The 7,037-nt window shown below is 47.0% G+C and carries 5 protein-coding genes and 1 tRNA gene; 1 reads left to right on the top strand and 5 read right to left on the bottom strand.

What is annotated here, in order from left to right; genetic code table 11:
• Window positions 1–122: 122 nt before the first annotated feature.
• A tRNA-Arg gene (locus XYCOK13_RS06905) sits at window positions 123–199 on the top strand.
• A gap of 109 nt (window positions 200–308) precedes the next feature.
• On the opposite strand, the gene XYCOK13_RS06900 is transcribed toward XYCOK13_RS06905, so the two are convergent.
• The 5 genes from XYCOK13_RS06900 to XYCOK13_RS06880 form a co-directional block, all read right to left on the bottom strand.
• The gene (locus XYCOK13_RS06900) at window positions 309–1,868 is read right to left on the bottom strand and encodes an IS1182 family transposase (protein WP_213411135.1); all 1,560 of its coding nucleotides are present in this window, start codon (window positions 1,866–1,868) and stop codon (window positions 309–311) included.
• Between the two features lie 418 nt (window positions 1,869–2,286).
• The gene (locus tag XYCOK13_RS06895; protein ID WP_213411134.1) at window positions 2,287–4,965 is read right to left on the bottom strand and encodes a YhgE/Pip domain-containing protein; all 2,679 of its coding nucleotides are present in this window, start codon (window positions 4,963–4,965) and stop codon (window positions 2,287–2,289) included.
• 259 nt (window positions 4,966–5,224) lie between these two features.
• Complete coding sequence (locus XYCOK13_RS06890) at window positions 5,225–5,515, bottom strand: hypothetical protein (protein WP_213411133.1); 291 nt, start codon at window positions 5,513–5,515, stop codon at window positions 5,225–5,227.
• 37 nt (window positions 5,516–5,552) lie between these two features.
• Window positions 5,553–5,756 (bottom strand): DUF2599 domain-containing protein, encoded by a 204-nt coding sequence (locus XYCOK13_RS06885; RefSeq protein WP_280520881.1) that lies wholly within the window; start codon window positions 5,754–5,756, stop codon window positions 5,553–5,555.
• 196 nt (window positions 5,757–5,952) lie between these two features.
• Window positions 5,953–7,035: an efflux RND transporter permease subunit gene (locus tag XYCOK13_RS06880; protein WP_213411132.1), complete on the bottom strand. Its 1,083-nt coding sequence runs from the start codon at window positions 7,033–7,035 to the stop codon at window positions 5,953–5,955.
• Between the last annotated feature and the right edge of the window lie 2 nt (window positions 7,036–7,037).

Below are 7,037 nucleotides of genomic sequence, written 5' to 3'. Positions count from 1 at the left end.
TCGATCCACACTGAAAGTGACATTTTCTTAGAAAAGTTAAGGTGACATTTTCACAGACTATTGACAACAGGCACGATTTGGTGTTGCATCCCTCACAACATCGTGCTATTATATGATATGTTGTCCCAGTAGCTCAGCTGGATAGAGCAACGGCCTTCTAAGCCGTCGGTCGGGGGTTCGAATCCCTCCTGGGACGCCATACATATTACATCTAAAGGGGCTGTCCCATAAGCCCAAAAATCATGGCTGAAGGGACAGCTATCTCTTGTAAATCCGATATTCCTTAAAAAATGGTTGGGCAGAGTGTGTTACTCTTGCCCAACCATTTGTCTTTTTTGATCTATTTTTGCTTTCTTCATCAAGTTATGAGCGAGCGAAAGCCACCCGACTTCTAGACTGACTTTTGTCAGCCCTCGAAGCAGGAAACGGCGGAACCCTCGATTGTTCTTCATTTGCCCAAACACACTTTCCGGTTCGATCATTCGTCGTACAGCTAAGGCGTAACCTTCTTCGCTACTCAGCTTGTCCCGCATTTGTTTTTTGTATCGTAAATACTTCATGCTGATTCTCAGCTCACGGTTTCCAGCTGCTTTCGTACAGCTGCTCTTGAGTGGACAATCCAAGCAACTCTGACTGCGATAATGACGGTGTACAACCTCGTATCCGCTGTCTGTCTTTCCCTTGCTTTCACGATGGAAGAATAGCTCCTGGCCATTGGGGCAGATCCACGCATCTGTTTCCTCGACATAGGTCCAATTATCGATCTTGCTGATGTCTTCCTTCCACTTCTTCGACTTTTCCTTGTGGTACGTTCCATACTTTACGATGGCCTCAATCTTTTCTTCTTCCAGGTACGCGTAATTCTCTTCTCCACCGTAACCTGCATCTGCAATCACGGTGCTTGGCAATTTGCCTAGATTCGCTTTGACCTTCTCTAGATGGGGCTTCAAACATCGTGTGTCCGTAGGTCGTTGATGAAGACTGTATCCCACAATGAACTGATTCTCTGTTCCGATTTGCACATTGTATCCTGGCTTCAGTTGACCATTTCGCATATGGTCTTCCTTCATGCGCATGAAGGTCGCATCAGGATCGGTCTTGCTGAAGCTGTTTCGATCTCCGAGTACGTCCTCGTACCGTTCGTACTTTTGCAGGCGAGGGAGCAAGTCTTTGCGTATTTGACGCACGGCTTTCTTCAGTGGCTTGTCCTTCGGCTTTGCTTGGAGCTTCTCTTCCAGTTGCTTGACCGCTGTCTCGAGCTTTTCACTCGTCAGTTCTGCCTCTTCTCCCAGTTCGTTCAAGTCCTTGCTATGATGGAGACGATCTTCATCTTTTTCCGCCTCTTCGATGGACGCGAATAGTGTCTTTACCTTTTCTTGAAGTCTCATTTTATGTTTTACAACGGCCTTCCCCCAGACAAAGGTATACCGATTGGCATTGGCTTCAATTTTGGTTCCATCCACGAAATAATGCTCCAGCTTCACATACTTCTCATCGGCCAGAAATTGAAGTACAGCCGTGAAGACGCTCTCCAAGATATCTTTCATTCGTTCTGAGCGAAAGCGGTTGATCGTGCGGAAGTCCGGACGCTGTCTGCCGGCGATCCACATAAACATAATGTTTTCACGAACGGCCTTAGCAATTTGACGGGAAGAGTAAATGTGTTGGGTGTACGCATAAATGAGGACTTTGGTCAGCATCTTGGGGTGGTAACTATCCCGTCCTCCGCCGGGATAGGCGGCATCGAAGATCGCATCATCCAACTGATTGACGGCGACGTTTACGACTCTTACGAGATGGTTAGGTGGAATATCTTCTTCTAAATCCATTGGCAGACAGAGTTGGTCCATGGTATATTGAATGTACAAAGAAATCGCTCCTTTCGGAATGGTTGGTGGTACTTCCATTTTACCAAAGGGCGATTTCTTTTTGTTTATTTTTAGGGATATTCCAAAGAATTTTTAGACTTGGGGTCAGCTTCGGAGAGGAGAACAAAAAGCGCGAGGGTGGGGTATGGGTGGAGGAGTATACGTCCGCCTCTTGAACGTCGTGTTCTCACCTCTGACTAATTTAATAACCAGAACACGATGTTCAACAGCGGCCGGAGCCCATACCCTCACCCGTGAAGAGCAAAGCCATTGTTCTCGAACTAAAGAAGAAGCTGCCCCCAAGTCATTTTATGACTTTTGGGACAGCCCCTTTTCTTTGCTTCTGCATACTGCCTTTGCAAGGATGAACCTGTCATTTCAACCTGCTGCGTGCCAGAATGGCGGCAGCAGGTCCTGTTCATGACATTATCTTCGTACGTTTCACCTGTTCCGCTGAGCGCTTTGTAATACCGCTCAGCGGCTTCCTGAGAACAAACGCCAGAGCAAGGCAAATCGCTGTCATCAACATAATCACGACGATGTCTTTCGTCACGGTCTCCGTATAGATTCCGCCTACCGCTTCTCTTAATAAGCTGATCGCATACGTAAACGGCATATACGGATTTAACGCCTGAAAAATAGGCGCAGTTGTTGCAACTGGGAAGGTGCCCCCCGAACTTGAAAATTGAAGCACCATAAATATGATTGCGATCCCCTTGCCAATGTTGCCGAAGACGGCCAAGAGCGAGTACGTAATCGTAATGAACAAGAGACTGATGCATACAGCAAATACGACAAACCAACCGGGATGAACGGCATAGATATTTAGCAAATAGATGTTGCCCAGTGCCATGATCAACGCTTGACTGACGCCAATCGTCAGAAACGTAAGCCATCTGCCGATAAACATCTGGCGCGGTCGATAGACGCCATTCGGATTTTCCACCTCCGTCTTCAGCAGTGAGATCAATAGCGTGGATCCGACCCAAATCGACAACACACTGTAAAACGGCGCCATTGCGGATCCGTAATTCGGAATCGGATAAAGACGATTTTCTTGAATTTGTACAGGCTGAGACAGAAAATCGCTCTCCTCCGCAATATCTCCTCTAATGATTGCCGCCAGTTCCGCTAACGCATCCTCCTTGCCTTGCAATTGCCTGATCCGATCAGCCGCTTTCCGTACCGCATCCTCCACTTCAGGCAGGTCGTTGCGCATAAAATCCGTACTCATCCCGAATATGCGCTCCAGCTCAGGAAGACGATGCTGTACAAAATCAGACAAGCGGTGAATATGTTCCTCGACTTGGGGCAAGTCGTTGCGGACAAAGTCCGCTGCCTGATGAAGTCTCTGTTCGATTTCCGGCAATTCATTTTGCATGAAGGGAACCGCTGTATTTACTGCCCCCATGAATAGATCAAGTTTATCCTGCATCCCGGAATAAACTTGCTCCAGCTTGTCGCCGATCGCCGGAAGGTCCTGCTGCAGCTCGGACAGACGCTCCAATCCATATTGAATGCCTGACTGGGCACTATTCAATATCTCCTCAAGATTGTCCAAATTTCCCACAACGCTTTGCATGACATCCGATGCAGTCCCGAGCCTTGTAACCAAGGTATTTATGGCTTGTTCGACAGCGGGAACAATCTCGGCATCGAATGAAAGCAGCAGTCTGTCCAACAGCCGATTGGCATCCTGCGACAGCGCGTCCAACTGCATGATAAGCTCCCGCGCAGGCTTCTCCCCGCGTTCCATCACATAGCTGATCTTCTGTACCACTTCCGCCCTTTGCTCCATATTGGATTGCAATGCATGAAGCCACTCGCTCCAATTGTCGAGAATCGGGCTCTGAAGGTGCGTGTTCAATCTGTGCAGCAATTCCGAGGTATGACCGGCAATTTCTGCTCCCTTCGCCAAACTGCTTCCTGTAAAGTTTAGCAGGGGCAGCGCTTTTTCCGGATCGACATCGGCCTCCATCAGCATTCCGGTTAAATCAGATACGGATTGGGAGGTTTGCCGCATCAACAGGAGGTTTTGCTTGATGATACCGGGAAGCAGGGCAAAGGCATCTTCATGCTCTGTCAAGTACTGCTCAAGAGCGCTGGACAAAGCATCTCCCCGCTCAACAAGCTGTCTCACGTCCGGAATGGCCTGTTGTGCCAGGTTCACGATGTGTGCGGCTTGTTCCGTACGGCTAATCGCGCCAGTCATGACTTCTTCCGCCTGATCGAAGTGTTGCACGAGCATACCAAAATGCTCCAATAGTTGTTGAATCTCAGGGATTTTTTGCTGCAGTTCCACAACCCGGTCGGCTGCTTCTGTTATATGAGGCCATTGTTCTTCCAGATGGAGAATGGTCTCCCCGGCCCGATACAAACCGGGAATGTTCTCCTCTATAACGGTAATAGTCTGTGCTTTGTCGTGTAATTCAGGCAGTTTCGTCTCCATCTCAAGCAATGATTGCGCCATATTGTCAATGTGCGGAAGCGATTCTTCTAAGGTCAGCACCGCATGCTCGACCTTTCGAATAGTCGGAAGTTCCTTTTCAATCTCAATTCCAACTTCTTGAAGCTGCTCAAGAACCGTCTCACTAACAGTCCGAATGAAGTTTTCATTCAATTGCGAGGTTAGGGTTGATGCTCCCGAACCGGTAATCTTGGGGGCTACCGCATTAATTTTTTCATTCACCGTATACTCGATGGTCGGTCTCTCCACACGTCCTGTTGCAATGCTGACCAGTTTGCTGGAGAAATCAGCGGGAATCATCAGGCTGGCATAATAGTCGCCTCTTTCGACTCCCCGCCTTGCTTGTTCCCTGTCTACAAACGTCCAACCAAGCTGACGATTTTCTTTCAAGCTTTCTAACACTTCTTGACCGATATTGATTTCCGTTTCGTTCATGATTGTCCCTTCATCTTCATTCGTAACGGCAACAGTGATGCCGCTTGTATTCGCGTAAGGATCCCATACCGAATAAAGATTGACCCAGCTGTATATGGAGGGCAATAGCGCAAGCGCAATAATCATGAATATGCCAACAGGCACCTTCGCAATGTTTATCCAATCTGTCTTATAAATCCTCCATATATTTTTCATCTGTCACACATCCCGCTATCATTATTAGGAGTTAAAAGACATTATAATGGCCTCACCGTACAATTCCGCAATGGGGCGTTTGCTTCGTTAACCGCTGCATCCCCATATCATTTCCATAATTTCGAATGCTTATCATTATGCAAAAGCCTAGTTTCCGATAAAAACAATGAAACAACAAACTCCCGAACGTATTGGTACATACGCGGGAGCTTGTTTTCATTCTGTGGCCGTTCTCACCGGCCAGGCACGTTCATGGTCATTAGCGTTTTTTATAAAAATAAGCAACAACATTTATAATAGACAATAAAGCTACCATAATGAACATGTAAAAGGAGACAGCATCACCAGACATAGATAATTCATCGGTTAAAACGCCAGCTAGATTAGTCATATAAATAGACGCTATCAAAATTATTAAAGAGATACTTGTTATTACAAATCCATTAATCATACCTAATCTATTCTTATATAAAATAATAGATATCAATAAAATGATTAGAATGAAAATAAAGGAAATGTAAATGGGTCTAAAATCATCAAATACATGCATCCGTTTTCTCCTTGAATTATACTAGTCTCCATATATCCTATCCAGGATTACATAAATTGAGTACAGTATTAATAAAACCTACATCCGGTCTAGATGGTTCTATATTCCACGGGTTTTTATTTGCAGCATAGTGAACATGACATAGAAACTGATCTTTCAACCCACTTTCGTTACCCCAATTTGGATTTCCGCTGTGTACAGCCTTCACTTTATCCCAAGCATCTTCAGCTCTTACTCCGATATCCCATTGAGTTGGCCCTTCATAAAAATAATTCGTATGATTTAAACTTAAAGATATTGGATAATCCCCACCTCGATCTAACCGTTAAAGTAAGTTGAATAGTAAGTCTGTTCAGTTCTCAACTCGATTTCATATAGCTCAGTTCGATTGGTACTTTCAACTTTTAATTCTAACATGTTACCCTCTGTACTCGTGATTAAATTTTGACCATGACCGGGCGAATGCTGCGCAGGAACAAGAGCAGAATCAACACAGCCATTCCGCCGCCAATGATCAAATTTTGCAAGACAGAGTCAATCGAGCTGCGGATAAAAATAGACATATCCATCACAACGGTTAATTCAATGCCTTCAGGCAGCCGTTCCTGAATTTGGCCGATCGCCTTGCCGACTCTTTCCGCCACTTCAACGGTGTTCCCGCCCGATTGCTTCATCACGGACAAGATCAGCCCCGGCTCGTCGTTTACCTGTGTGATTGTGCTCTCATCCGCGAATGTATCGTTGATTTCCGCAATATCTGCGACGGTAATATGGCCGCCGGCTGGCAGCGGTATAAGCGTGGAAGCAATATCTCGCAATGACGTAAATTCGCCATTGATGCGAATTTGCTGCTCCTGCGAGCCTTTGGAGACAACGCCCGCCGATGCAGAGCGGTTCTCGGCCTGCAGCGCCTGCGCGATTTGGCCTGCCGACAGTCCATATTGCCTAAGCTGCGCCTGATCCAGGACGAGTTGAATCTCTCTCGTTAGCCCGCCCATTGTCGTAACGGAAGCGACATGATCGACGCGTTCCAAATAAGGGATAACTTGTGTTTCTGCCACATTCTCCAACCGGGACAAATCCGTTCCGGCCAAACCTAATGCCATAATTGGCGTCTGCTGCGGATCAAAGCGCATGACGCTCGGATCGCCGGCGTTGTCCGGCAGCATGCCCTTCACCTGATCTACCCGCTCGCGCACTTCCAGCAGTGCATTGTCCAAATTCGTTCCGTTCTGGAAGAGCAAGATGATCAGAGAGGCATTAGGCTGCGAGGTCGACTGTATCGTATCGATGCCTTGCAGGGAACTGAGCGCGGACTCAAGCGGTCTGGTCACCAATTGCTCCACTTCCTGCGGACCCGCTCCGCTGTAGGTCGTCGTAATCGCAGCCACCGGCAAATCAATTTCAGGGAAAAGATCAATGGTCAAATTTCTGAGCGAGACGAAGCCAAGCGCCAAGATGCCCAATACGATCATGATGAGTCCGATAGGACGTTTTATGGACAGATTAGAGAGCTTCATCG

Source organism: Xylanibacillus composti (assembly GCF_018403685.1).
Taxonomy (GTDB): Bacteria; Bacillota; Bacilli; order Paenibacillales; family K13; genus Xylanibacillus; species Xylanibacillus composti.
This window is presented reverse-complemented; position numbering and strand designations above follow the sequence as displayed.